Annotated in this window: 19 protein-coding genes; 4 read left to right on the top strand and 15 right to left on the bottom strand. The window is 70.9% G+C overall.

Features of this window, described 5'->3' with window-relative positions; genetic code table 11:
* Positions 1-20 precede the first annotated feature (20 nt).
* From AB0N78_RS08190 to AB0N78_RS08160, 7 genes are read right to left on the bottom strand one after another with little or no spacing between them, the layout of a single operon-like run.
* Positions 21-557: an arginine repressor gene (locus tag AB0N78_RS08190; protein WP_363388174.1), complete on the bottom strand. Its 537-nt coding sequence runs from the start codon at positions 555-557 to the stop codon at positions 21-23.
* A complete protein-coding gene (argF, locus tag AB0N78_RS08185; protein ID WP_363388171.1) occupies positions 554-1,486 on the bottom strand; it encodes an ornithine carbamoyltransferase in 933 nt (310 codons plus the stop codon). Before argF ends, AB0N78_RS08190 begins: the two co-directional genes overlap by 4 nt.
* Complete coding sequence (locus AB0N78_RS08180) at positions 1,483-2,727, bottom strand: acetylornithine transaminase (protein ID WP_363388168.1); 1,245 nt, start codon at positions 2,725-2,727, stop codon at positions 1,483-1,485. Before AB0N78_RS08180 ends, argF begins: the two co-directional genes overlap by 4 nt.
* A complete protein-coding gene (argB, locus tag AB0N78_RS08175; RefSeq protein ID WP_363388165.1) occupies positions 2,727-3,689 on the bottom strand; it encodes an acetylglutamate kinase in 963 nt (320 codons plus the stop codon). Before argB ends, AB0N78_RS08180 begins: the two co-directional genes overlap by 1 nt.
* On the bottom strand, positions 3,686-4,849 hold the full coding sequence (gene argJ, locus AB0N78_RS08170; protein ID WP_363388163.1) for a bifunctional glutamate N-acetyltransferase/amino-acid acetyltransferase ArgJ: 1,164 nt from the start codon (positions 4,847-4,849) through the stop codon (positions 3,686-3,688). Before argJ ends, argB begins: the two co-directional genes overlap by 4 nt.
* A complete protein-coding gene (gene argC, locus AB0N78_RS08165; RefSeq protein WP_363388160.1) occupies positions 4,846-5,895 on the bottom strand; it encodes an N-acetyl-gamma-glutamyl-phosphate reductase in 1,050 nt (349 codons plus the stop codon). The genes argJ and argC overlap by 4 nt, the downstream gene beginning before the upstream one ends.
* A 43-nt stretch (positions 5,896-5,938) precedes the next feature.
* On the bottom strand, positions 5,939-6,466 hold the full coding sequence (locus tag AB0N78_RS08160) for a GNAT family N-acetyltransferase (protein WP_363388158.1): 528 nt from the start codon (positions 6,464-6,466) through the stop codon (positions 5,939-5,941).
* Between the two features lie 101 nt (positions 6,467-6,567).
* Here AB0N78_RS08160 and AB0N78_RS08155 point away from each other — a divergent pair, with 101 nt between their 5' ends.
* Positions 6,568-7,551, top strand: coding sequence for a quinone oxidoreductase (locus AB0N78_RS08155; RefSeq protein WP_363388155.1), 984 nt, complete (start codon positions 6,568-6,570; stop codon positions 7,549-7,551).
* On the top strand, positions 7,548-8,258 hold the full coding sequence (locus tag AB0N78_RS08150; protein WP_363388152.1) for a DsbA family oxidoreductase: 711 nt from the start codon (positions 7,548-7,550) through the stop codon (positions 8,256-8,258). Before AB0N78_RS08155 ends, AB0N78_RS08150 begins: the two co-directional genes overlap by 4 nt.
* Before the next feature lie 89 nt (positions 8,259-8,347).
* Here the strand turns inward: AB0N78_RS08150 and AB0N78_RS08145 are convergent, their stop codons facing one another.
* The 8 genes from AB0N78_RS08145 to infC all read right to left on the bottom strand — a co-directional run bounded on the left by AB0N78_RS08145 (position 8,348) and on the right by infC (position 19,816).
* The gene (locus AB0N78_RS08145; RefSeq protein WP_363388149.1) at positions 8,348-12,457 is read right to left on the bottom strand and encodes an ExeM/NucH family extracellular endonuclease; all 4,110 of its coding nucleotides are present in this window, start codon (positions 12,455-12,457) and stop codon (positions 8,348-8,350) included.
* 223 nt (positions 12,458-12,680) lie between these two features.
* Positions 12,681-15,224, bottom strand: a complete 2,544-nt coding sequence (pheT, locus tag AB0N78_RS08140; RefSeq protein ID WP_363388146.1) for a phenylalanine--tRNA ligase subunit beta — start codon at positions 15,222-15,224, stop codon at positions 12,681-12,683.
* Positions 15,224-16,291 carry a phenylalanine--tRNA ligase subunit alpha gene (gene pheS / locus AB0N78_RS08135; protein ID WP_363388143.1) on the bottom strand — a complete coding sequence of 356 codons (1,068 nt, stop codon included), beginning with the start codon at positions 16,289-16,291 and terminating at the stop codon, positions 15,224-15,226. Before pheS ends, pheT begins: the two co-directional genes overlap by 1 nt.
* Before the next feature lie 169 nt (positions 16,292-16,460).
* The gene (gene thpR, locus AB0N78_RS08130) at positions 16,461-17,045 is read right to left on the bottom strand and encodes an RNA 2',3'-cyclic phosphodiesterase (protein ID WP_363388140.1); all 585 of its coding nucleotides are present in this window, start codon (positions 17,043-17,045) and stop codon (positions 16,461-16,463) included.
* A gap of 1 nt (position 17,046) precedes the next feature.
* Positions 17,047-17,919 carry an RNA methyltransferase gene (locus AB0N78_RS08125; protein WP_363388137.1) on the bottom strand — a complete coding sequence of 291 codons (873 nt, stop codon included), beginning with the start codon at positions 17,917-17,919 and terminating at the stop codon, positions 17,047-17,049.
* Positions 17,920-18,016: 97 nt separating this feature from the next.
* Entirely contained in the window at positions 18,017-18,403 is a 387-nt protein-coding gene (gene rplT / locus AB0N78_RS08120) for a 50S ribosomal protein L20 (protein WP_363388135.1), read from the bottom strand.
* Positions 18,404-18,461: 58 nt separating this feature from the next.
* The gene (rpmI, locus tag AB0N78_RS08115) at positions 18,462-18,656 is read right to left on the bottom strand and encodes a 50S ribosomal protein L35 (RefSeq protein ID WP_363388132.1); all 195 of its coding nucleotides are present in this window, start codon (positions 18,654-18,656) and stop codon (positions 18,462-18,464) included.
* Positions 18,657-18,754: 98 nt separating this feature from the next.
* Complete coding sequence (gene infC / locus AB0N78_RS08110) at positions 18,755-19,816, bottom strand: translation initiation factor IF-3 (RefSeq protein WP_363388129.1); 1,062 nt, start codon at positions 19,814-19,816, stop codon at positions 18,755-18,757.
* A gap of 280 nt (positions 19,817-20,096) precedes the next feature.
* On the opposite strand from infC, the gene AB0N78_RS08105 reads away from it, so the two are divergent.
* Together AB0N78_RS08105 and AB0N78_RS08100 are read left to right on the top strand one after the other, a co-directional pair.
* Positions 20,097-20,564 (top strand): Fur family transcriptional regulator, encoded by a 468-nt coding sequence (locus tag AB0N78_RS08105; RefSeq protein WP_363388126.1) that lies wholly within the window; start codon positions 20,097-20,099, stop codon positions 20,562-20,564.
* Positions 20,565-20,728: 164 nt separating this feature from the next.
* A complete protein-coding gene (locus AB0N78_RS08100) occupies positions 20,729-22,228 on the top strand; it encodes a catalase (protein ID WP_363388123.1) in 1,500 nt (499 codons plus the stop codon).
* Positions 22,229-22,255: the final 27 nt, after the last annotated feature.

The following is a 22,255-nucleotide window of genomic DNA, read 5'->3' as shown; positions in this document are numbered from 1 at the left end:
TTCGATCTCGAGGTCAGGGTTCAAGCAAGGGGTGAAGCGGGCGAGGCCAGCTCCAGGAATCGCGCGGCCAGGGTGCTGCCCTCGGTGCCCTCGCGGGCGATCACCAGGATGGTGTCGTCCCCGGCGATCGAGCCGAGGACACCGGGCAGGACTGAGTGGTCGATGGCCGAGGCCAGGAACTGCGCTCCGCCGGGCGGGGTGCGCAGCACGACCAGGTTCTGATTGGCCTCGGCAGTGACCAGCAGTTCGCTGCACAGTCGGGCCAGTCGGGCGGCCAGCGCCTCGGCGTCGGCCACCGGGGCGGGGGTGCGGTCGCCGCCCTCGGCCGGGATGGCGTAGGCCAGGGCACCGAGCGGGGTGCGGATCTTGACCGCGCGCAGCTCGACCAGATCCCGGGACAGGGTGGCCTGGGTGACGGTGACGCCCTCGGCGGCCAGCAGGTCGGCGAGTTCGGACTGCGAGTGCACCGGCTGACGGGACAGCAGGCCGGTGATCAGTGCATGCCGGGCCGCCTTGGTGCTGGGCACCCGGCCAGTAGTGGTGGCGGGCTCGGTCATGCCCGCTCCAACAGCCAGACCAGCAGCGCCTTCTGCGCGTGCAGCCGGTTCTCCGCCTCGTCCCAGACCACGGACTGCGGGCCGTCGATCACGTCGGCGGCGATCTCCTTGCCACGGTAGGCGGGCAGGCAGTGCAGGATCAGCGCGTCCGAAGCGGCGTGCGCGATCAACTCGGAGGTCACGGCGAACGTGTCGAACTGATCCACCCGGGCCAGCGACTCGTTCTCCTGCCCCATCGAAACCCAGGTGTCGGTAGCGATGGCATCGGCCCCGGTGACCGCGGTGATCGGGTCGGTGTCGACCTGGACCGAGCCACCAGTGGTCGCCGCGATCTGCTCGGCGCGGGCGACGACGGTCGGGTCGGGCAGGTAGCCCTCCGGGCCGGCGATCCGGACGTGCATCCCAGCGGTGGCACCACCGAGCAGATACGAGTGCGCCATGTTGTTCGCAGCGTCGCCGACGTACGTCAGAGTCTGGCCGGGCAGGGCGGCCACTCCCCCGCGGTGTTGGGCGACCGTCATCAGGTCGGCCAGGATCTGGCAGGGGTGGAACAGGTCGGTCAGGGCGTTGACCACGGGCACCGAGGCCGCGGCAGCCATCCGCTCGACATTCTCCTGGGCGAAGGTACGCCAGACGATGGCGGCCGCCTGCCGGTCCAGCACCCGGGCGGTGTCCTCGATGGGCTCGCCGCGGCCCAGCTGCGAGGACCCGGAGTCCATCACCAGGGGGTAGCCGCCGAGTTCGGCGATGCCGACCGAGAACGAGACCCGGGTCCGGGTGGACGGCTTGTCGAAGAGCACGGCGACGGCCCGGGGACCGGCCAACGGGGTGCGGGCGAAGCGATCGGCGCGCAGATCGAGGCCGAGCTGCAGCACCTCGGCCTGCTCGGTCTGGCTCAGGTCGTCGTCCCGCAGGAAGTGCCGGGTCATGCGTGGGCCCCCAGGTTCTCGGGCAGAGCCGCCAGGAAGGCGGTGAAGGTGGCGGCCTGCTCGGAGGTGAGCAGGTAGGGCGGGGCCAGCCGGATGGCGGTCGGGGTGCACGGGTTCACGATGAAGCCCGCCGACAGCGCACGGGTGGCCACCTCGGCGGCCACCGGGGCGGTGAACTCGACCGCAATCAACAGCCCGGCACCGCGGACCTCACCGATCATCGGGTGGGCAGCGGCCAACTCCGGACGCCACGCCGCACCCAGACCCTCGACATGGGCAAGCAGGCCGTCCCGCTCGATGACGCCAATGGTGGCCAGCGCCGCCGCAGAGGCGACCGGGTTGCCGCCGAAGGTGGTGCCGTGTTGCCCGCGTCCGAGCAGGGTCGCGGCCCGCTCGCCGTAGGCCACAGCAGCGCCGATCGGGATACCGCCGCCGAGTGCCTTGGCCAGGGTCACGACGTCGGGGGTGATCCCCCCGCCGATCTCCGGGCGGTGGTGGGCCAGCCAGGCACCGGTGCGGCCCATGCCGGACTGCACCTCGTCCAGGATCAGCAGCGCACCGGCGTCGGCGGTCAGCTCCCGGGCCTTGGCCAGGTAGCCGGGGGGCATCGCGCGGACCCCGACCTCGCCCTGGATCGGCTCGATCACCAGGGCGGCGACGGTCTCCGGATCGGCGAAGGCGGCCTCCAATGCGGCGGTGTCCCCGAAGGGCAGGAACTCCACCCCACCGGGCAGCGGCTCGAAGGGCTCCCGGTAGGCGGCCTTGGAGGTGAGCGCCAACGCACCCATCGTCCGGCCGTGGAAGGAGCCCTCCAGCGCCAGGATCCGGGTGCGTCGACCGGAGTCGTTGTTGCGCCGGGCCATCTTGAAGGCGGCCTCGTTCGCCTCGGCGCCGGAGTTGGCCAGGAACACCCGCGACCCCTCCGGGGCGCCGGTGACCTCGATCAACCGCTCAGCCAGGGCGATCTGCGTCGGGCTGCCGAAGAAGTTGGAGATGTGACCGATGGTGCCCAACTGCGCGGAGACCGCGGCGGTCAGGGTGGGATGCGCGTGACCAAGGGCGTTGACCGCGATCCCGCCGAGCAGGTCCAGGTAGCGCTGACCGTCGGCGTCCCAGACGTAGCAACCCTCACCGCGCACCAGGACGCGCTGCGGGGGGCCGAAGGTGTCCATCACCGCGTGCCCGTAGCGCTCGGTCCACTGGGCGACCGAGCCGGTGCCGGTCAGGTCGAGCTCGGACATCAGTGCACCTCCGGGTGGACCAGCGGGATCGGGGCGGTGAAGGGCGAGGGCACCGGCTCGTCGTCGGGCAGGACCATGGTGCCGATCCCCTCGCTGGTGAAGACCTCGACCAGCACCGAGTGCGCGGCACGGCCGTCGATGACATGCGCCCGACCGACACCGCCGGTCACCGCGCGCCAGCAGGCCTCCATCTTGGGGCGCATGCCAGAGGCGAGGCTGGGCAGCAGTTCGGCCAGGGCGGAGGCGCGGATCCGGCGGACCAGCGACCCCTGATCCGGCCAGTTGGTGTAGAGCCCCTCGACGTCGGTGAGCACGATCAGCTTGCGCGCCTGCAGGGCGACCGCGAGGGCCGCGGCGGCGGTGTCGGCGTTGACGTTGAGCACCTGAGTCGGGTCGTCCAGATCCGGAGCCACCGTGGAGACCACCGGGATGCGTCCGGCATCCAGCAGGTCCAGAACGGCACCCGGGTTGACCTGCACCACGTCGCCGACCATGCCGACATCGACGGGCTCACCATCAACCACTGCGGTCCGGCGACGGGCCTGCAACAGTCCGCCGTCCTCGCCGGACAGGCCGACCGCGTAGGGGCCGTGCGCGTTCAGCAGACCGACCAGCTCACGGGAGACCTGACCGGTGAGCACCATCCGGACGACGTCCATCGCCTCGGGGGTGGTCACGCGCAGGCCGCCGCGGAACTCGCTGACGATGCCCAACTTGTCCAGCATGGCGTTGATCTGCGGTCCACCGCCGTGCACCACCACCGGGCGCAACCCGACCTGGCGCAGGAAGACCATGTCCTCGGCGAAGGCACGCTTGAGCCGGTCGTCGACCATCGCGTTGCCGCCGTACTTGACCACCACCAGCGAGCCGGCAAAGCGTTGCAGCCAGGGCAGTGCCTCCAGCAGCACCTCCGCCTTCTGGTCCGGGCGCAGGTCGGTGTGGATGTCGAAGTCGTCGCTCATGTGGAGTACGCGCTGTTCTCGTGGACGTAATCGTGGGTGAGATCGTTGGTCCAGATCGTGGCGGTGGCGTCACCGGCATGCAGCTGGACGTCGACGCGGACCTCCCGGGCGGCGGCCAGGTCGACGCCCTCGCGCGGGTCGCCCACTCCCCCGGCCCGGCACACCTGGACGCCGTTGATGGCGACATCGATCAGCGCCGGGTCGTACGGGGCGACCTCCTCCGGGACGGTGCCCGCGGCGGCGAGCACCCGGCCCCAGTTCGGGTCGTTGCCGAAGACCGCGGCCTTGAACAGATTGGAGCGGCTGATCGCCCGGGCCACCGCGACGGCGGCATCCTCAGTGGTGGCACCGGAGACCGTGACCGCGATGTCGTGGCTGGCACCCTCGGCATCGGCGACCAACTGACGCGCCAGGTCGGCGGTGACGATGTGCAGTGCCTCGGCGAAGGCATCGAGGTCCGGGGTGACGCCGGAGGCACCGGAGACCAGCAGCAACACCGTGTCATTGGTGGACATGCAGCCGTCGGAGTCGACCCGGTCGAAGGTGGTGCGGGTGGCACCGCGCAGCAGGACGTCGGCCTGCTCGGCGGTCAGCACTGCGTCGGTGGTCAGCACCACCAGCATGGTGGCCAGCCCCGGGGCGAGCATGCCCGCGCCCTTGGCCATGCCACCCACCGACCAGCCATCGCCGTGGGCGACCGACTCTTTGGACACGGTGTCCGTGGTCATGATCGCGGTGGCGGCGTCAGGGCCGCCGTCTGCGGAGAGCGCCTCGGCGGCGGCGGAGACACCGGGCAGCAGCGTGTCCATCGGGAGGCGCTCACCGATCAGGCCGGTGGAAGCAACCAGCACATCCCCGGGCGAGGTGCCCAGCACCGCGCCGACGTGCTCGGCGGTGGCGTGGGTGTCACCAAAGCCCTCCGGACCGGTGCAGGCGTTCGCACCCCCGGAATTGAGAACCACGGCGTGAGCGACGCCGTCGGAGATCGCCTGGCGGGACCAGACCACCGGTGCGGCGACGATCCGGTTGCTGGTGAACACCCCGGCGGCCACCTGGAGCGGGCCGTCGTTCACCACCAGGGCGACGTCGGGCTTGCCGGAGGGCTTGAGCCCGGCGATCACGCCGGCGGCACGGAATCCTGCGGGGACGGTGACGCTCACGGGGCCACCCCTTCCACGGTGAGGCCCAGGGTCTCGGGCAGGCCGAGGGCGAGGTTGAGGGACTGGACAGCCGCACCGGCGGTGCCCTTGACCAGGTTGTCCAGTGCGCAGACCGCCACCACGCGACCGGCTTTGCGGTCCACGGTGACCTGCACCAGGGCGGTGTTGGCACCGGTGGTCCACCCGGAGGCGGGCCACTGCCCGGCGGGCAACAGCTGCACGAAGGGCTCGTCGGCGTAGGCGCTGGTCCAGGCGGCGCGGACGTCGTCCTCGGTGGCACCGGCAGCCAGCGGCGCGGTGATGGTGGCCAGGATGCCGCGAGACATCGGCACCAGCACGGGCGTGAAGGACAGTCGGGCCTCCGGGAGGCCGAGATTCTGCAGGATCTCCGGGATGTGCCGGTGCGTGCCGCCCACCGCATAGGGCACCGCGGACCCGGCGGCCTCCGCGGCGAGCAGATGCGGCTTCAGGCTGCGGCCTGCTCCGGAGTAGCCCACCGAGAGCACCGCCACCAGGTCCGGTTCGATCACACCGGCGGCAACACCGGGCTGGATACCGAGGGTGACAGCGGTGACGTTGCAGCCCGGGACCGCGATCCGACGGGTGCCCGCGAGCGCCGCCCGCTGCTGGGTGGCAGTGGACTCCCCCGCGTGCAGCAGCTCCGGCATGCCGTAGGGCCAGGTGCCGGCGTGGGCGGTGCCGTAGTACTCCTGCCACGCGTCGGCGGAGGCGAGCCGGTGGTCGGCACCAAGGTCGACGACGACAGTCTGCGGCGGGAGAGCTGCGGCGATCTCACCGCTGGCCCCGTGCGGCAGGCCGAGGATGACCACGTCGTGCCCGGCGAGCTCATCCGCAGTCGTGGGGGCCAACACCCGGTCGGCGAGTCCGCGCAGATGCGGGGCGTGCTCGCCCAGCGTGGTCCCGGCGTTGGAGTGGGCGGTGAGCGCACCGATCCTGGCTTCGGGGTGACCGAGAAGCAGACGGAGCGCCTCGCCACCGGCGTAGCCACTGGCACCTGCGACGGCGACGGAGAACGACATGTGCATGACAATACATCCGACTGCACGTCGATTCATCCATGGCTCGCCGTCAGACGATGGGGAGTCGGTCACCTTCCGGGGTGGGATCGGTGGCCAACCGGGCGTGAGTCTCCACGTCGAAGCGCTCGGCACCGTAGCGGAGCTTGGCGCGCTCGATGCCCTCGGGCAGAAATCCGGCCGCGGTGGCGACCCGGCACGAGCCTGAATTGTTCATGCGGTGACCGAGCTCGAGGCGGAAGACCCCGTCGGCCAGCGCCAACTCTGCCACCGTGCGCAGACCAGCCGCCGCTGCGCCCCGACCACGGGCCGCCGGGGCGAGCCAGTACGAGACCCAGCCGGTGTCGTGCCGACGCTCGATGGCGGTGATCGCGATGTCACCGACCACGCGACCGTCCAGCACCACGGCGTAGTGCAGCCGGCCCTCGGCGGGCTGCAAGAAGCGCTCGATGTAGGCGGCGATATCCCCGCCCGGTTCAAGGCCGCCCAGTTGCCGGATCAGCTCGGGGTCAGCCTCTAAGGCCGCCACCACATCGTCCGCGTCGGCGGCGTACCAGCGCCGCAGCTGTAGTGCACTCATGGATTCCAGGATCGCATCGTGGTCACGGGTTGTCTCCGCTTTTTCCACGCTGACCGGCAGATCTGGGAATCGTCTGACGATCCCCCGCGTTGTCGGCGGACATGCACGCGATCATCGCCACCGCTGCCGGTGGCCCCGACGTCCTGGACTTCATCGAGGTCGACGACCCGGCCCCGGGCCCCCGGGACCTGCTGGTCCGCACGGTTGCCGCCGGGGTCAACTTCATCGACACCTACCGGCGGGCCGGGGTCTACCCGATGACCTACCCGCACGTGGTGGGCTCCGAGGGCGCGGGCGAGGTGGTGGCGGTCGGATCGCAGGTCGAGGGTTTCGGCGTGGGCGATCTGGTGGCCTGGGCCGATGCACCGTCGTCCTACGCGGAGCTGGTGGTGGTGCCCGCCCGGGTCGCACTGCCGGTGCCCGCCGGGGTGGACCCGCTGGTGGCGGCCGCGCTGCCGTTGCAGGGCATGACCGCGCACTACCTGGTGTCCTCCACCTTCCCGGTATCGCAGGGCCAGGACGTGCTGGTCCATGCGGCTGCCGGTGGGGTCGGGCTGCTGCTGACCCAGTTGGCCGTGTCCCGGGGTGCCCGGGTGATCGGCACTGTCGGCACGCCGGAGAAGGAGGGGCTGGCCCGGGCGGCCGGTGCCACCGACGTCATCCGCTACACCGAGCTGAACGACCTGACCGAGGAGCTGCCGGCCATCGTGCGCGGACTCACCGGCGGGCGCGGCGTGCACACCGTGTTCGACGGGGTGGGCAAGTCGACCTTTGACGCGTCGCTGGGCTCGCTGCGCCCCCGCGGTGGTCTCGCCCTGTTCGGCGGGGCATCCGGGCAGGTGCCACCGGTGGACCCGCAGCTGCTCAACCGCGCGGGGTCGGTATTCCTCACCCGTCCGACGCTGGCGCACTACACCGCGAGCGCCGAGGAGACCCGCTGGCGGGCCGGTGAGCTGTTCGACGCGGTCGCCGACGGCACGCTGGACGTGCGGATCGGCGCGCAGTTCCCCCTGGAAGAGGCCGCCGAGGCGCACCGTGCGCTGGAGGGCCGCGAGACCACAGGAAAGGTGGTCCTGGTCGCATGAGCACGCTGACCGTGGAGATCTGGTCCGACATCGCCTGCCCCTGGTGCTACATCGGCAAGCGCCGGTTCGCTGCCGCGCTGGAGCAGTTCGACCGCAAGGACGAGGTTGAGGTGATCTGGCGCTCCTACGAGCTGGACCCAACCGCCGAGCATTCCCACGAGCACCCGGGGATGACCGAGGCGCAGCTGTTGGCCGACCGCAAGGGCATGCCCGAGGCGCAGGTGCGACAGATGTTCGCCCAGGTGACCGAGGTGGCCGCCAGTGAGGGTCTGCACTACGACTTCGACCGGGTGGTTCCGGCGAACACCTTCGACGCACACCGGCTGGTGCACATCGCCGGAGAGCACGGCGCGGCGCTGGTCGAGCGGTTGATGAGCGCGCACTTCGAGCACGGGCGGGTGGTGGACGACCGGGACGAGCTGGTGTCCATCGCCGTCGAGGCCGGGCTGGATGCGGACACGGTCCGAGCGGCGCTGGAGTCGGATGAGGGTGCCGGTGCGGTCCGGGCGGATGAGGCCGAGGCGCAGGCGCTGGGGGTCAGTGGGGTGCCGTTCTTTGTCGCCGACCGCAAGCTCGCGGTCTCCGGGGCACAGCCGGTCGAGGTCTTCGCACAGCTGCTGGCCCAGGCGATGCCCGCCCCGAAGCCCGCGTTCGTCACCGTCCCGGGTGCCGCAGATGCTGAGGCCTGCGGGCCGGACGGGTGCTGAGCGGCGACGACACGCATCCGGGCCACTGAAGCCCGCACACGACGACGGCCCGGGACCCCGCTCAGGGACCCCGGGCCGTCGTGATGGGGTCAGCGGACCCGGATGGTGACCGGCGCGCTGGTGCTGCCGGCGACGGTGCCCGGGTCGGAGGGCACGAAGGTCGCGGTGTATTGGTGTGTACCCACCGCGGTGGAGCGCGGCACGGTGGTCAGGGCGATCCCGAGCACCACCCGGCTGCGGGCGATCACCGTGTCACCATCCCGGAACTCGACGGTGCCGCTGGGGAACCACTGGCCGTCGACGTGCACGGTGGAGATCAACACCGCCGGGAGCAGCGCGCCCTTCGGCATCGAGCTGCGGGTGGTGGCCAGCGAGGTGCTGGACTCCTTCAACACCGGACCGGCCGGCTCGGTGATCGACACCGGGACGCTGGCCGTGGTGCCGCTGGGTGCAGCGACCAGGGTCACGGTGTGCGATCCGGCGGTGGTGCCCGCAGGGACAGTCACCGTCGCTGCGCCAGCCCCGCCGGTCAGCGTGGCCGAGCCGATCGAGGCACCGTCCAGCTGGACGTCCAGGGTGGTGTTCTCCGGCGCGCCCAGGCTGGTCAGGTTCAACCCGGCCACGTCGACGGTCAGCTGCTGTCCGGCCTCGGTCTCCGGCAGCACCGGAACCTCCACCGCCCGCTCCCGGAAGTCCGGGGCCAGACCGGGGTTGGCCTGCAGGTAGGCGATCCATGCCTCGCGGTCGACCAGACCGGAGTCGGCGGTGTCGCTGCCCTCACTGAACACCCGGAAGTTGTCGCCGCCCTGCGCCAGGAAGGAGAACGTCCCCACCCGGTACTCGGCGTCGGCGTCCAGCGGTTCACCGTCGACGGTCACCGAGGTGATGTGCTCCCCCGCCGCCGCATCCGCGTCATAGGTGTAGGAGATGTTGTCCGAGAGCCCCAGTTGCAGGTACGGCCGCGACGGCACGGTGCCATCGGCGTTGGTCTGCCACTGCTGCTCCAGCATGGTCTCCACCTGTGCCCCGGTCAGGGTGGTGGTCCAGAGGTTGTTCACGAACGGCAGCACCGCGTTGGCCTCGGCGTAGGTAATCGTGCCGTCCGGGGCGTAGAGCAGCTCGGCGCGCAGGCCGCCCGGGTTCACCACGCCGATCTGGGCACCGCCACGGTCGGCGTCGGAGAGGCTGTCCAGCAGGGCGTCGGCGACCAGGTTGCCCAGCGTCGACTCCTTGGAGCGGTCGTCGCGCGTGCCCCCGCCGTAGACACCACCGGTGTAGGAGCCACCGGTGAAGGCGGTGGTGATGTCCCCGGTGACGGAGCCAACCGGCTGGCGGCCGATCTCGTCCGCGGCGGCGATGGCGGCGTCCACGATCTGCTGCACCTCGGCCACCCGGGGGTAGGTCGCGGCGAGATGGTCGTCGAAGGCATCCCGGGTCTGACCGGCGGCCGGTGCCAGGCGGGCGACATTGCTGCCCGCCAGCGCGGAGACCCCACCGGTGGCGGGGTCGTAGGTCAGCGAGACCTTGCCGAGGTTCTCCCCGTAGGAGCCGGTCTGGACGATCGGACGGGTGTTCGCCCCGGCGGTGCCCTCAGCGGGCCCGTACCAGGCGTACTGCTTGTGGGTGTGCCCGGTGAAGATCACGTCGACCGCCGGATCGGTGGCCGTCACGATGTCGGCGAAGGCACCGCCCGCGGCGATCTCCTCCTCCAGGGTGGCACCGTCCGGCGTGCCCGCTCCGGCGCCCTCGTGGTACTCCGCAACGATGACGTCGGCCTCACCATTGGCCGGATCACCGTCGGTCAGCTGTGCCGCCACCAGGTTCACCGCCTCCACCGGGTCACCGAAGTCCAGATCGGCGATGCCGCCCGGGGTGACCAGGGTCGGGGTCTCCTGGGTGACCGCGCCGATCACCCCGACGGTGATGCCGCCGGTCTCGATCAGGGTGTACTCGTCCAGCGCCGGGTCCTGGGTGCCCGTGGCGTAGACATTCGCGCCCAGGTACGGGAAGTCGGCCGCCGGGATCACCCGGTCAGTCAGGTCCGCGAAGCCCCGGTCGAACTCGTGGTTGCCCACCGCGGAGGCGGACAGGTCCAGCGCGTTCAGCACGTCGATGGTCGGCTGGTCCTCGGCGGACGAGGAGGCGAAGAGCGAGGCACCGATGTTGTCACCGGCGGAGAGGAGCACCGGGTTCTCGGCCGCGGCTCGCTCGGACTCCACGGTGCCCGCGAAGGCCACTGTGTTGGCGTCGATCCGACCGTGGAAGTCGTTGATGTTCAGCAGCGTCAGGTCCACCGGGCCGGTCGGCTCGGCATCCCCCGCGGACAGCCCGACGATCACCGGGTCATGGTCGGAGGAACGGTAGGCGTTCGGCGCGTAGAACAACGTGCCGTGGTAGTTGTACCGGCTGTACTCCAGCGCGATGGACTCGCCGGAGTTGATGTTCCAGATGTCCGCACCGGTGGCCCGGTCCAGCGCCGCCTGGTTCAGCAGCACGTGGTCCAGCGAGCCGGACAGCCCGGAGAAGGAGTAGCTGTACTCCCCCGGGGCCAGCGCGCTGCCCGCGTCGGCGTAGCCCGCGGAGTAGAGCACCTGCAGCGGGTCCTCGGCGGTGTAGGAGTTGAAGTCGCCGACCAGCGCCACCGCCTCGGCATCGCCCTGCACGGTGGGGATCCAGTCACGCAGCGCCTCGGCCTGCCGGACCCGGGACTCCACCGAGGCACCCTGACCATCACCGGTGTCGGCATCGCCCGGCCAGGGACCGGCGGAGCCCTTCGACTTGAAGTGGTTCACCGCGACGAACAGCTGCTCACCACCGCCGACCGGGGCGAAGACCTGACCGATCGGCTCTCGCGCGTTGCTGAACGCCTGGCCGTCCCCGGACTGGTCACCCAGCGCGCGAGCCTCGCCGACAGTCTCGACGGTGGCGGTGCGGTAGATCAGTGCGTTGGTGATCACGTCCTGGGTGCTGGGGTCGGGCAGCTCGGCGGAGCGGGGCACGTAGGCCCAGGTGTCCGTCCCGCCGTTCAGCGCCTCCACCAGGGCGGCGACCGCGGCGTCGTCGGCGGAGTTCTCAATCTCCATCAGGCCGACCACATCGGCGTCCAGGGCGTTGATCGCGGCGACGATCTTGTCCTGCTGGCGCTGGAGGTCATCGGCGTCCCAGGCACCACGCGGCGCGCAGCCGTCCCGCACCGTCACACCGTTGCCGGTGCGGTCGGTGTAGGCGGTGCACCCGGCGGTCTCGGCCCCCAGGGTGGTGAAGTAGTTCAACACGTTGAAGCTGGCCACCGCGAGGTCACCGCCCACCGGGTCCGGGGCGACGGTGCGGGTGTCGCCGAAGCGGACGTCCGCGGCACCGGCACTGGTGGGGTTCAGCTTCCAGAGGTTGTTCCGGTAGTCCACGATCACCGGGGAGTCGACGACTGCCGGGGCACCGACCCGGACCGGATCGGTCAGCGAGACATACGGCGGGGTCAGCGACTGGTTGCTGGCGCTGAGGAAGTTGGTGGTCGCCCCGTCATCCAGCGTGACCGCGCGCGCGGCATTGTCCGCGGCGATCGCGTCGGCCTCGGTGGAACCGGGTGCGGCGACCTCAGTGGGCTGGATCAGCGGGGTGGTGCCGGTGGCCAACCCGACCTCGCCGTACTGGTTGGTGCTGTAGGTGTTGCTCACGGTCAGGTCACCGGTGGGCAGGTAGAGCATCGACTCCAGTGCTTCGCGGGCAGCGTCGTCCGCGGGCCACGGTGTGCTGACCGGGGTGATCGGAGCGGCAGCGGTGGCGTCCAGCTGCTCCACCCCGGCCGCGGCATTCACAGTGATCTCGGTCAGCCCCTGGTACTCCGACACTGCGCCGGTGACCCGGAGGTAGTCGCCGATCTCCACCGCGGAGACCGTGTTCGGCGAGTACACAAACACGGCGTCCGAGGCGGTTCGGGGCTGGCCGCCGCCGGTGCCGGGGGTCTGGATGACATAGCCGCGGAACCCCCCGGTGGGGTACGCCGCGGTGACCAGCCCGGAGGTGGTCACGGTCTGGCCGTTCAGCGGGGAGGTGTCGCCGGTGCCCTGCACGTCGGCGATCGTGGCGGTGTCAGTTGTCGTGCTGGTCACGGCGGCGGCACTGCCGACCGGGATCAACACCAAGGCGGAGAGGGTGGCGAGCGCCGCCCCCGTTCTGCGGTTGCGGGCCGCTGCTCTCACCGAGGTCTCCATTCGTGGGTCACAGAGCCGTGTCACGGAGGTCACACAGCCGTCGACCAGTATTGGCGGAATGTCCGAATCGGCCAAGGGATCGGCGGGTAACGACCTGGTGAACACCTCCCACGTGTGGCGACGATCGTCACCCGTCCGGGTGGTACGGCCCGGGGCAGACAGCACGACGGGGGCCGCACCGGTGTGGTGCGGCCCCCGTCGTCGTTGCGGGTCAGCCCCGGAGCGTCGCCCCGAAGCGTCGACCAGCCTCGGCCACCACGGCCTCGCGCACCCCGGCAGTCTCCTCCGCGGTCAGCGTCCGATCGGCGGCCCGCAGTCGCAGCGCGAAGGCCAGCGACCGGGTGCCCTCGCCCAGCTGCTCCCCGGAGTACACGTCGAACAGGCGGGCGCTTTCCAACACCGGACCCGCCGGGCTGGCATCGGCACCGGCTCGCACCGCGGCCAGCACCTCCGCCACCGGCACATTGGCGTCGACCACCAGCGCGACGTCCTCCTTGGCCACCGGGTAGGTCGAGACCTCAGTGGCGGTGACCGGAGCCGTCGGCGCGGCGGCCAGCAACACGTCCAGGTCCAACTCGAAGGCGACCGGCCTGCCGGGCAGTCCCAGCGTTCCCGCCACCTTCGGGTGCAGCTCACCGGCCCAGCCCGCGACGACACCGGAGGTGGTGGTCACCCGGACACACCGGCCGGGATGGAAGGGCGACCGGTCGGTGTCAGCAGTCAGGGTCAGGTCGACCCCGAGCACCTCGGCGATGTCCTGCACAGCCGCCACCGCATCCGAGGCGTCCGCCACCCGGACATCGGGCTCACGCCAGCCCAGCGCCACACCGGCGACCCGGCGGGGCTGAGCGGGCACCGCGGCGTACAGCGAATCCAGCACGTCGTCGGTCGGTCGCTCACCGAGCGCCGGAACCGGGGCGGACGGGGTACCGGTCGCAGGCAGGGTCACGCTGCCGACCTCGAACACCGCCACACCACCGGTGGCCGACGAGCCACGGGCGATGTTGCGCTTGGCAGTCTCCAGCAGCGTCACCAGCAGCGAGGTGCGCAGGTAGGGCTGCTCCTCGGACAGCGGGTTGGCCAACCGGAGCAGGGTGCGCCGCTCGTCGTCGGCGGGCAGCCCGAGGGCGTCCAGCTGCGCGGTCCCGATGAACGGGTAGGACAGCGTCTCCACCCATCCTCGGTCGGCCAACACCGTGGACACCGCACGGCGACGCAGCTGATCGGTGGTCAAGCCACCGCCGGCCGGAGCGGTGGGCAGCACGGTCGGGATCTGGTCGTACCCGTGCAGACGGGCGACCTCCTCCACCAGGTCCACCGGCTCGGTCAGGTCCGGACGCCAGGTCGGCGCGGTCACCGCCACGGTCGCCTCGGTCCCGACACCGGCGACTTCCCCCACCGTGCAGCCGATCTCCCGCAGCAGCGAGGTCACCCGCGCGGCATCCAGGTCCAGGCCGATGAGCCGTCCGGGCAGCGCCAACGGCAGGTGCAGCACCGGTGCCGGGGCGACCCGGTTCACGTCGGTGCGGGAAGCCTCCGCGACACCCCCGCCGTGCTCGACCAGCAGTTGGACCACCCGGTCCACCGCCACCGGTGCCAGCTGCGGGTCGACACCGCGTTCAAACCGCTTGGCGGCCTCGGAGGACAGCTTGTGCCGCCGCGCGGTGCGAGCTACTGACACCGGGTCGAAGTGCGCCCCCTCGATCAGCAGATCAGTGGTCGCGTCCGACACCTCGCTGTCCTGCCCGCCCATCACCCCGGCCAACCCCAGCACCCGGGCACCGTCGGTGATCAGCAGGTCCTCGGCGTGCAGGGCGCGGTCCTGACCGTCCAGGGTGGTCAACCGCTCACCGGGGGTCGCGCGCCGCACCGTGATCGGCGCGGTCAACGTCGCCAGGTCGTAGGCGTGCAGCGGCTGGCCCAGGTCGAGCATGACGTAGTTGGTGACGTCCACCGCCAGACCGATCGGACGCATCCCGGCCTCGGTCAACCGGCGCTGCATCCACGCCGGGGACGGCTGGTTCGCCGCCACCCCGCGCACGATCCGCGCCACGAACCGGTCTGCACCGGGCACGCCATGGATCGGCGCGTCATCACGCAGCTCGACCGGGAAGCCACCCTCGGCGGGCAGCTCCTCGACCGGTGTCAGGCCCGGGTCGGTGAAGGTCGCACCGGTGGCATGGGCGTACTCGCGCGCCACTCCGCGCAGGGAGAAGCAGTAACCCCGGTCCGGGGTGACGTTGATCTCCAGGACCTCCTCACCGAGGCCGAGCAGCTCGCGGGCGTCGGTCCCCGGTGCGGCGTCGATCCCGATCCGGGACAGCACGATGATGCCGTCATGGTCCTCGCCCAGGCCCAGCTCACGGGCCGAGCACATCATCCCGTCCGAGATGTGTCCGTAGGTCTTGCGGGAGGCGATCGGGAACGGACCGGGCAGCACCGCACCCGGCAGCGCGACGACCACCCGGTCACCGACGTCAAAGTTCTGCGCACCGCAGACGATGCCGCGGCTGCCGTCCACATTGTGCTCGGGACCGACGTCGACCCGGCACCAGTTGATGACCTTGCCGTTCTTCTGCGGCTCGGGCTCACGGGAGACGACCTCACCGACCACCAGCGGGCCGGTGACCTGGGCGGAGTGGATCTCCTCCTCCTCCAGACCCACCCGGACCAGATCGGCCGCCAGGGATTCCGCGGTGATGTCCGCGGGGAGCTCGACATGCTCGCCGAGCCAGGACAGGGGAATGCGAGGCATCAGATCACCGCCCGGAACTGGGTGGAGAAGCGGACGTCGCCCTCCACCATGTCGTGCATATCCGCGATCGAGTGCCGGAACATCAGCGTGCGCTCGATGCCCATCCCGAAGGCGAAACCGGAGTACTCATCGGGGTCGATCCCCGCGGCGCGCAGCACATTGGGGTGGACCATGCCGCAGCCACCCCACTCGATCCAGCCGGGGCCGCCCTTCTTCTGTGGGAACCACAGGTCCATCTCGGCGCTGGGCTCGGTGAAGGGGAAGAACGACGGGCGCAGCCGGGTGCGCGCCTCCGGACCGAAGATCGCCTGGGCGAAGTGGTCCAGGGTGCCCTTCAGGTGTGCCATGGTCAGGCCCTTGTCGACCGCCAGGCCCTCGACCTGATGGAAAACCGGGGTGTGCGTGGCGTCCAACTCGTCGGTGCGGAACACCCGCCCCGGGCACGCGACGTACACCGGCACGCCCCGCTGCAACAGCGCGCGTGCCTGCACCGGCGAGGTGTGGGTGCGCAGCACCAGGTGCGGGTCCTCGGCCGGGGCGTCGTCACCGACCCCCTGCACGAAGAAGGTGTCCTGCATCTGCCGTGCCGGGTGGTCCGGACCGAAGTTCAGCGCGTCGAAGTTGAACCACTCGGCCTCGACCTCGGGGCCCTCGGCGATCTCCCAGCCCATCGCGACAAAGACATCGGCGATCCGCTCCTGCAGGCTGGACAGCGGGTGCCGGGCACCCAGCGGGTCCCGGTCAACCGGCGCGGTCAGATCCACGGTCTCGGCGACCAGGATCCGGGCGTCGCGCTCGGCCTCCAGTGCGGCCTGTCGGGCGGCGATCGCCTGGTTCACCCGACCACGGGCCTGACCCAGGGCCTTGCCGGCCGTGGCCTTGTCGGCGGGCGGCAACCCACCGATGGCGCGGTTGGCCAACGCCAGCGGGCTGCGCTCACCGGTGTGCGCGGTCCGCACGGCCTTGAGGGCATCGAGGTCGACGGCGGCGGCCACAGCAGCCAGCGCGTCATCGACGGCGGAGTCGACGCCGTCAGCGTCGAGCGGGGACAGAGGTGTCTCGGACATCCGGACCTTCCATGCGGGGTCTCGGCGACATCAGAACGGCGCTGACGTGCCGGTGGAGGAGTCTAGTCGCGCCCGCTCCCCGGTCCGTGGACTGTCCGTGCGTCAGCCGTGGATCCCGGGAACGGGCCCGGGAAATCGGCGCGCGGTGACGGTCATGACGCCCATCGTGTCACAACTCCCAGCGGTCCAACACGGTATACAGCGGGCCACCGGCTCGGCCCCTCCCCGGCTCCGAGCGGGCCAGCACGAGAGTGTCGACCGGCCACACCGGACCGGCGTACACCGACAGTGCGTGCACCAGTCGATCAGCGGGCGAGGGCCCCCGATGTCGTGGACCCGGTGCCACCCGGCCGAGCGTGACATGCGGCCGCGACCGCACCCGGTGATCGCCGGGGATACCGCAGTCCTCCCCCACCCCCCGGGCCGCCGTGGACAGCCGGTGGACCGCCTCCAGGTCGCCACCGACCCCGGCCCACAGCGTCCGCTGGGCGAAGACACCGGCACCGCGCAGCCACAGGTCGAAGGGCGGGCCGGTCAGTGTCCCGAGCCCCTCCGCCACGTGCTCGGCCCGACCGTCGCCGACCTCGCCGTAGAACGCCAGGGTGATGTGCCAGCACTCGGCGGCAGTCCACCGGATGCCGTCGGGGCCACGACCCGGCGAGGACTGCGGGTCCACCCCCACCGAGGTGCGCAGGGTTGCGGCCAGGTGGGCGCGGACCTCCTCCGTGGGCCAGAGCGCGGCGAACAGGCGCATCTCAGCGGTGCGCCCGGGAGGAGGCGTACAGGCAGACGGCAGCGGCGGTCGCCAGATTCAACGACTCGGCCTTACCCCGCAGCGGCACCCGCACCACCGCGTCAGCAGCCGCGCGATCCGCCTCCGGCAGACCCCAGGCCTCATTGCCGAACAGCCACGTGGTGGGCCGCCGCAGATCCACCGGAGCGTCACCCTCGGCGCGGGCGGCCGCATCCTGCAGGTCGTCCAGGTCCAGGTCGCCCGCACCATCCGCGGCCACAACCTGCGACCCGCTCGCCCGCAGCGCCGCCACCGCCTCATCAACCTCCCACCCGTGCACCACGGGCAGGTGGAACAGCGAGCCCGCGGTCGAGCGCACCACCTTGGGGTTGGTCACCTCCACCGAGTCCCCCGCGACGATGACCGCATCGGCCCCGGCGGCATCGGCCACCCGGATCACGGTGCCCAGGTTGCCCGGATCGCGGACGCGGGCCAGCAGCGCGATCAATTGCGGACGGGTGTCCAGCACGGTGGCGAGCGACGCCGCGGGCAGGGGGCCCACCTGGCCCTCCGGCGGGGTCGCCACCGCGAGCACCCCCTGAGCATCCGAGGACATCGCCGCGAGCACCTCGGGGGTGCCGATGTGCAGGAACAGGTCCGCGGCGGCCGCCACGATCTCCGGGTAGCGCCCGGCAGACTCGGGTGTGAGGTAGACGTCCCGCACCGACTCCGGCGACCAGCGCACCAGCTCGCGCACCGCCTGCGGCCCCTCGACCAAGTACTGGCCGGTGCGTCGGCGGGACGCCCGCTGCGCCAGGGAGTGCACGGCGCGCACCCGGTCTGCCTGCGGGTTGGTCAGGGTCGCGGTGGTCGGATCGATGTCGCGGCGGGGCACCCGCCCAGTATCGCGCACCGACGGACCGGGCCCCGGACAGACGACGACCCCCGCCGGACCGAAGTCCGACAGGGGTCGTCGTGGGAGGTGCGGCAGCTCAGGCAGCGGCACGCGGCGCGTTGACGTCCGCGGGCAGCGCCTTCTTGGCGACCTCGACCAGCGCGTTGAACGCGGGGGCGTCGTTGACGGCCAGCTCGGCGAGGACGCGACGGTCCACCTCGACACCGGCCAGCTTGAGGCCCTGGATCAGACGGTTGTAGGTCAGACCCTGCTCGCGGGAGGCAGCGTTGATGCGCTGGATCCACAGCTTGCGGAAGTCGCCCTTGCGGACCTTGCGGTCGCGGTAGGCGTAGACCAGGGAGTGAGTGACCTGCTCCTTGGCCTTGCGGTACAGGCGGGACCGCTGGCCGCGGTAGCCGCTTGCGCGCTCCAGAGTCGACCGGCGCTTCTTCTGGGCATTGACTGCCCGCTTCACGCGTGCCACGTGATGCTCCTTGCTTGTCTAGGGCTCGGGTGTGCCGCGGCCAGCTGGCCGCATGGCATCAGCGACCGAGCAGCTTCTTGATCTTGGGGGCGTCAGCCGCGGAAACGACCTGGTCGGAGGCGAGGCGACGGGTGCGTCGGCTCGACTTGTGCTCGAGCAGGTGGCGGGCGTTGGCCTGCTCACGCATGATCTTGCCGCTACCCGTCACCCGGAAGCGCTTCTTGGCACCGGAGTGCGTCTTGTTCTTCGGCATGGCTGCCGCTCTCTCCTTGTCTCGTGTCACATACCCGGGGGCGTGTGACGCGTCCTGGCGGGCCCGGTGGGACTCGCAGGTGTGCTGGTGGGTCCGGGTCAGCTCGTGGCCGACCGGCCGCGGGGGGCCGGACGGGCCGCGGGCTTGGGCGCGGGCCGCGGGGTGGGCGTGGGCTTCGGCGCTGCCTCGGCCTCGGCGGACTCAGTTGCCGGAGCCGCCGCCGGGGTTGCCGCAGGCTTGGCAGCCGACTTTGCCGTGGCCGACTTAGCGACCGGCTTGGCAGCAGCAGGCTTGGCGGCAGCGGGCTTCGCAGCGCCAGCAGGCTTAGCAGCCGTAGCAGGCTTCTCCGCAGCGGCCGGCGTGGCAGCAGCGGGCTTGGCGGCAGCGGCCGACTTCGCAGCGGGCGCGGCCGGAGCCGGCGTGGTGGCCTCGACGGCGGGCTGCTCGACCGGAGCGGACTCCTGGGCCGGGGCTGCCTGGGCCGACGCTGCCTGCTGGGCACCCTCGACGTCGAAGTCGGTGACCTCGGCCGGAGCCTCGGACTCGCTGCGCCGCGTACGACGCTGCTCGCTCTTCTGCTCCGACTTCTTCTTCACCGGGCCGAGCACCATGGTCATGTTGCGGCCGTCCTGCTTCGGCATGCTCTCGACGAAGCCCAGCTCGGCGACGTCATCCGCCAACCGCTGCAGCAGGCGCACACCCATCTCCGGGCGGGACTGCTCACGACCACGGAACATGATCATGACCTTGACCTTGTCGCCGGCGCTGAGGAACCGCTCGACGTGGCCCTTCTTGGTGCCGTAGTCGTGCGGGTCGATCTTGAGCCGGAAGCGGATCTCCTTGAGAACCGTGTTGCTCTGGTTGCGCCGGGCTTCACGGGCCTTCATGTCGGCCTCGTACTTGAACTTCCCGTAGTCCATGATCTTGCAGACCGGCGGACGGGCAGTCGGCGCCACCTCGACCAGGTCGAGGTCGGCGTCCTGAGCCAGGCGCAGTGCGTCCTCCACGCGGACGATGCCGACCTGCTCGCCATTCGGGCCGACCAGGCGGACCTCGGCGACGCGGATCCGATCGTTGATGCGGGGCTCGCTGATGTGGTGCTCCTCGGTGTCTCGACGGTGGGACCACCAGGAACGGGAAAGGCCCCCGATCCTGAGCACAGGTGGGGGCCGACACGGTCGCGGAGGTACACGAATGCACACACCGCACGGAACACCCGGGGGCGATCCGCTGACCGAGACCTGGACTCTATTGTGGCCGGAACCAGCGATCGAGACTCAGGTGGGAGGGACTCCACTTGTGCACCCGAGCCATGCGCGAGGCACAACCCAGGCCAGTCGTAGAGAACTGTACCAGACCCATTCCGGGAGCCCTCGGGTATCTGACACGCCGTCAGATGCCTACTTGAACAGTTCCAGAAAACGTGTCAGGGTTCTGGCCATGGAGCTCGACCAGCAGGTTCACCACCCGGCCGGCACCGCCGATCCGGGCGACACGCTGCGCGAGCGCGGGCTGCGGGTCACCGCACCCCGGGTGGCGGTGTTAGAGGCGGTGGGCGCCCATCCGCACGCTGATGCCGACACCATCCTCAAGCAGGCCCGCACCACCCTGCCCACGGTGTCGGTCCAGGCGGTCTACGACGTGTTGCATGCCCTGACTGCCGCCGGGATCCTGCGCCGGATCGAGCCCGCCGGACACCCCGCCCGGTATGAGCGGCGGGTCGGGGACAACCATCATCACGTGGTCTGCCGGTCCTGTGGCGCGGTCGGCGACGTCGACTGCGCGGTGGGTGAGGCCCCCTGTCTCACACCCAGTTCGAGTTCCGGATTCCAGATCGACACCGCCGAGGTCACGTACTGGGGCATCTGTCCCCGGTGCGCCACCGATCCCGTGCCCGCCACCGCCTAACCCCGTCCGCTTCAGCCCCGGGGTTCCTCCCCGATCAGCCACCGCGGTACCCGCGCCACCCTGAGCGTGGCCTCCTCACTCCCCTGTGCCGACCGAGCACTCTGCCCGGCCGGTGCCCGGCATGCCCGCGCCCAGACCCGGGCGCCCCACTGGAAGGAAAGCCCATGACGCAGGAGACTCCCCCGACCACCACCGCCAGCTTTGGTGCACCGGTCGCCTCCGACGCCCACTCGCTGACTGCCGGCCCCGACGGCGTCACCGCCCTGCACGACCACTACCTGGTGGAGAAGCTCGCCCAGTTCAACCGCGAGCGCATCCCGGAGCGCGTGGTGCACGCCAAGGGCACCGGTGCCTTCGGCGAGTTCGTGGTCACCGAGGACGTGTCCGCCTACACCAAGGCCGCCGTGTTCCAGCCCGGGACCACGACGGACCTGCTGCTGCGTTTCTCCACCGTTGCCGGTGAGCAGGGCAGCCCGGACACCTGGCGCGACGTGCACGGCTTCGCGCTGAAGTTCTACACCTCCGAGGGCAACCTCGACATCGTCGGGAACAACACCCCGGTGTTCTTCATCCGCGACGGCATGAAGTTCCCGGACTTCATCCACTCCCAGAAGCGTCTGCCCGGCTCCGGTCTGCGTGATGCCGATATGCAGTGGGACTTCTGGACACTGTCGCCGGAGTCCGCGCACCAAGTGACCTACCTGATGGGCGATCGCGGTCTGCCCACCACCACGCGGACCCTGAACGGCTACGGCTCGCACACGTACCAGTGGATCAACGCCGCCGGTGAGCGCTTCTGGGTGAAGTACCACTTCATCTCCCGCCAGGGCCTGGAGCACTTCACCCCGGAGGAGGCCGAGCGGATCGCCGGTGAGGACGCCGACTACCAGCGCCGCGACCTGTACGAGGCCATCGAGCGTGGCGACTTCCCGACCTGGGACGTCTACGTCCAGGTGATGCCCTACGCCGAGGCGAAGACCTATCGGTTCAACCCCTTCGACCTGACCAAGGTCTGGCCGAAGGGCGACTACCCGCGGATCAAGGTCGGGCACTTCACCCTGAACCGGAACCCGCGCAACTTCTTTGCCGAGATCGAGCAGGCGGCGTTCTCCCCCGCCACCCTGGTGCCGGGCACGGCGATCTCCCCGGACAAGATGCTGATGGCCCGGGTGTTCTCCTACCCGGACGCCCAGCGCTACCGGGTGGGCACCAACTACGCGCAGATCCCGGTGAACGCACCCCAGTGCCCGGTGCACTCCTACACCGCGGACGGCGCGCAGCGGCACGACTTCAACGCCCCGGAGGTGCCGGTGTACGCGCCGAACAGCTTCGGTGGACCGGTGGCCTCCGCGGTCGCCGCCGGGGAGGGCTCCTGGGAGTCCGACGGCGAGCTGGTCCGTGCCGCCGCCACCCTGCACGCCGAGGACGATGACTTCGGCCAGGCCGGCACGCTGTACCGCGACGTCTACGACGAGGGTGCCAAGGTCCGGTTCCAGGAGACGCTGGTCGGCCAGTACCGCGCGCTGACCGTGGACCGGGTCAAGGAGCGGTTCCTCTGGTACTGGACCCAGGTCGACGCCGGTCTGGGTGCCACCCTGCGCGAGCTGATCGCCACCGGTGACTCCGGTGCACCGATCGACCAGCCGAGCGACACCGACGTCTGAGTCCAGCACGTCCGGACCGCCCGTCCC

The sequence above is a fragment of the Cellulomonas sp. NPDC089187 genome, assembly GCF_040685135.1.
In the GTDB taxonomy this organism is placed as follows: Bacteria; Actinomycetota; Actinomycetes; order Actinomycetales; family Cellulomonadaceae; genus Cellulomonas.
This window is presented reverse-complemented; position numbering and strand designations above follow the sequence as displayed.

Coding starts and splice junctions, on each gene's coding strand:
- AB0N78_RS08160 (WP_363388158.1), bottom strand. CDS start 6,466: ATGAGTGCACTACAGCTGCGGCGCTGGTACGCCGCCGACGCGGACGAT.
- AB0N78_RS08100 (WP_363388123.1), top strand. CDS start 20,729: ATGACGCAGGAGACTCCCCCGACCACCACCGCCAGCTTTGGTGCACCG.
- AB0N78_RS08155 (WP_363388155.1), top strand. CDS start 6,568: ATGCACGCGATCATCGCCACCGCTGCCGGTGGCCCCGACGTCCTGGAC.
- pheT (WP_363388146.1), bottom strand. CDS start 15,224: ATGCCTCGCATTCCCCTGTCCTGGCTCGGCGAGCATGTCGAGCTCCCC.
- AB0N78_RS08105 (WP_363388126.1), top strand. CDS start 20,097: ATGGAGCTCGACCAGCAGGTTCACCACCCGGCCGGCACCGCCGATCCG.
- thpR (WP_363388140.1), bottom strand. CDS start 17,045: ATGCGCCTGTTCGCCGCGCTCTGGCCCACGGAGGAGGTCCGCGCCCAC.
- argF (WP_363388171.1), bottom strand. CDS start 1,486: ATGACCCGGCACTTCCTGCGGGACGACGACCTGAGCCAGACCGAGCAG.
- rpmI (WP_363388132.1), bottom strand. CDS start 18,656: ATGCCGAAGAACAAGACGCACTCCGGTGCCAAGAAGCGCTTCCGGGTG.
- AB0N78_RS08180 (WP_363388168.1), bottom strand. CDS start 2,727: ATGTCCGAGCTCGACCTGACCGGCACCGGCTCGGTCGCCCAGTGGACC.
- AB0N78_RS08150 (WP_363388152.1), top strand. CDS start 7,548: ATGAGCACGCTGACCGTGGAGATCTGGTCCGACATCGCCTGCCCCTGG.
- argB (WP_363388165.1), bottom strand. CDS start 3,689: ATGAGCGACGACTTCGACATCCACACCGACCTGCGCCCGGACCAGAAG.
- argC (WP_363388160.1), bottom strand. CDS start 5,895: ATGCACATGTCGTTCTCCGTCGCCGTCGCAGGTGCCAGTGGCTACGCC.
- AB0N78_RS08190 (WP_363388174.1), bottom strand. CDS start 557: ATGACCGAGCCCGCCACCACTACTGGCCGGGTGCCCAGCACCAAGGCG.
- pheS (WP_363388143.1), bottom strand. CDS start 16,291: ATGTCCGAGACACCTCTGTCCCCGCTCGACGCTGACGGCGTCGACTCC.